The sequence below is a fragment of the Paractinoplanes rhizophilus genome (assembly GCF_042664765.1).
GTDB lineage: Bacteria > Actinomycetota > Actinomycetes > Mycobacteriales > Micromonosporaceae > Actinoplanes > Actinoplanes rhizophilus.
The window spans coordinates 1-2,770 of record NZ_JBHTBJ010000096.1 but is presented as its reverse complement, the minus strand read 5'-3'; the positions used below and the strand labels follow the sequence as shown (position 1 = coordinate 2,770).

Annotated in this window: 3 protein-coding genes; 2 read left to right on the top strand and 1 reads right to left on the bottom strand. The window is 64.7% G+C overall.

Features of this window, described 5'->3' with window-relative positions; genetic code table 11:
* On the top strand, window positions 1–674 hold a 674-nt coding region (locus ACFQS1_RS40320; RefSeq protein WP_378978325.1), incomplete at its 5' end, for a DUF222 domain-containing protein.
* Here the strand turns inward: ACFQS1_RS40320 and ACFQS1_RS40315 are convergent.
* Window positions 661–1,386, bottom strand: coding sequence for an ATP-binding protein (locus ACFQS1_RS40315; protein WP_378978323.1), 726 nt, complete (start codon window positions 1,384–1,386; stop codon window positions 661–663). The genes ACFQS1_RS40320 and ACFQS1_RS40315 overlap by 14 nt on opposite strands.
* Window positions 1,387–1,808: 422 nt before the next feature.
* On the opposite strand from ACFQS1_RS40315, the gene ACFQS1_RS40310 reads away from it, so the two are divergent.
* A complete protein-coding gene (locus ACFQS1_RS40310) occupies window positions 1,809–2,639 on the top strand; it encodes a transposase family protein (protein WP_378978321.1) in 831 nt (276 codons plus the stop codon).
* The last annotated feature ends 131 nt before the right edge of the window (window positions 2,640–2,770 follow it).

The following is a 2,770-nucleotide window of genomic DNA, read 5'->3' as shown; positions in this document are numbered from 1 at the left end:
ACCCCCTCACCCGCCCCACCCCCACCGACGACCGCACCCCCGCCCAACGCCGCGCCGACGCCCTCATCGACATCTGCCGACTCGCCCTACGCACCCGACAACTACCCGACGACGGCGGCGAACCACCCCAACTCGCCGTCACCATCGCCTACCAACCGCTGACCCACACCCTCAGCACCGCCACCACCGACACCGGCCACCGCCTCTCCGCCACCACCGCCCGCCGCCTCGCCTGCGACGCCCGCATCCTGCCCGCCGTGCTCGGCACCGCCGGCCAAATCCTCGACACCGGCCGCACCCAACGCCTCGCCACCGCATCCCTACGCCGCGCCCTGCACATCCGCGACGGCGGCTGCGCCTTCCCCGGTTGCGACCGCCCTTCTCGCTGGGGTGGCGAACGTGTGCATCGGGTGCCTCCGGAACCTGACCGGCGCCGAGTCGACACGGATCTCGACACGAGTGTCACGATGATCGAGCAGCATCGCATCACCAACGGCAGCCTCGTCGGTTTCGGCAGCCCAGGACCGTCGCCTGATCGCCTCGGCCGGTATTCGCTGCGCGAGAATCACGCGAACAGCGACGTACGGTACTGCGCATGGTGGAAGGCCGGCCTCGGCCGATCATCGAGCCGGGCTGAACGCTCAAGCGCCTCAGAGTTTCTCAGCCGCCGCTGATGGGCGTCCAGAGCCGGTCGACGGGCATGATGTGAATGCGATCCTCGTAAGTGAACGAGCGCAGGCCGGTGCTCAGCGCTACCCCGGCGATGAACCTATCGCCGAGAACGTCGCGCAGGGCACGAAGGCCTTTGAGGTCGGTGCCCGTGACACGTTCGTTCGCCTTGACCTCGAACGCGAGAACCTGCCCGTCATCGAACTCGATGACGTAGTCGACCTCGTCGCCGTCATGGGTGCGCCAGTGCCCTGTGGAGACCTGCTCGTCGAGCCAGGAAACCTGCTTTCTGAGCTCGCCGACAACGAAGGTTTCGAGTAGATGGCCGAACTCGGCCAGTGCGGTCGGATCGAGTGTGGCGAGCTTCGCGGCGGTGACGCGCAGAAGGCGAGCAGCCACGCCGGAATCTATGACATGAACCTTCGGCGCTGCTACCGCTCGCGAGCGCAGCGTCTTTCCCCAGGCCGGCAGGCGGTCGATGAGAAAGAGATCTTCGAGGAGACGGACGTATTCCTCGATCGTCTTGCGTTCACCTGTCAGGCCCTGCGAGGCGTTGCTCAGGTTCAGTACCTGCGCGGTGCGGCCGGCGAGGCGGCCTAGCAACTCGCGGAGCATGGCGCGCTGGCGAATCCGGACAAGTTCGATGGCGTCGCGCTCCAGGGACTGACGGATGTAATCGTCGAACCATCGTTCTCGTGCGGTGCCTACGCGTCGCAAAGCCAGTGGGAAGCCTCCGGCGCAGAGCAGGTCGACATACCCTTGGCGGGGAGTCGTCGAGGTTGGTCGAGCTGCGACCGTCTCGTCGGGTTCTGATCCGCCCCGGAAATTCCGGACATACCGCTAGTGGTCTGAATTAGGCCGCCCGCTGCCCGTTCAGGTACTCGCTGTAGACCTCGTTAGGAGTCTTGTAGCCGAGACCCGAGTGGAGACGTTGGGAATTGTAACGCAATTCTATGTACCGTGCAACGTCATTCATCGCGTGCTTCCGGGTCGGATATTGGGTGCGATTGACCCGGAGGGCCATTCAAAAGTTGGTCGACACTCATGGATGTCACGTTGAGTGATATTCGAGAGTGGCCGTGACTCAGATCGACTGTCCGGAGTAGACGCAGCGGCCGGGATCCTATAGATCATCTTTTGTGAGGAAGTTGATCGAGGGCCAGCCGCTGCGCTGTGAAAGTATGACAGGACTCCAGGCCGGCCGGCTCGCCGACCTGATCGACCGGGTCCGCGAGATCGTCGGCGATGAGTGGGAGAAACCGCCGGTCGGGCGTCCGCACGTGTTGCCGCTGCCCACAGCGGTGATCGCCGTGCTGTTCGGGCTGCGACACAACCTGCCCGATGAGGTCCTCGGCGAGGTGTTCGGCTGTTCCCAGGCCACCATCACCCGCTACCACGAGATCCTGCAGCCGATCCTGCGCTGGGTCACCCGCCCTGAGGTCGATCAGCGGCTCGAACAGACTCACCGCGAAGGTGTACTGGTCGACGGGTTCGTCGCCCCGGTCGGCGAACGCGAGAACTATCACGGCCTGTTCTCCGGCAAGAAGCACGTGTCCGGGCAGAACGTGCAGGTCATCGCCGACCTCGACGGCCGAGTCGCGGACGTGGGCGAACCCGTCAACGGCGCCCGCCACGACGCGGCGGCGTTCTTCATCTCCGGCATCGCCGAACGCTGGGCAGACCACCTCACCCCCGGCGGACCAGGCATGATCGGCGACGGCGGCTACCAGGGCACCGGCCCGATCACCCCGCACAAGAAACCTCCCGGCGGCGAGCTGACCGCCAAGCAGAAGGCCTACAACTACAGCGTCAACCGACTACGCGCCGCCGTCGAACGCGCGATCAGTCATTTGAAGAACTGGAAGATCCTCAAGACCGGCTACCACCGGATCATGACCGCCTTCCCCGACGTGTTACGCACCGTTACTGCCCTGGAGATCTTCAGAACCACCTCACCGGGTTTTGAATGACCCTCCCGCTCGTTCTTCAACGCGGCGAAGAAGGACTCTGCCATGGCATTGTCATAGCAAATCCCGGTACGCCCGACGGATTGCCGGATCCCACGCTGGTGAAGAAACCGACCAAACTCGGCCGACGTGTA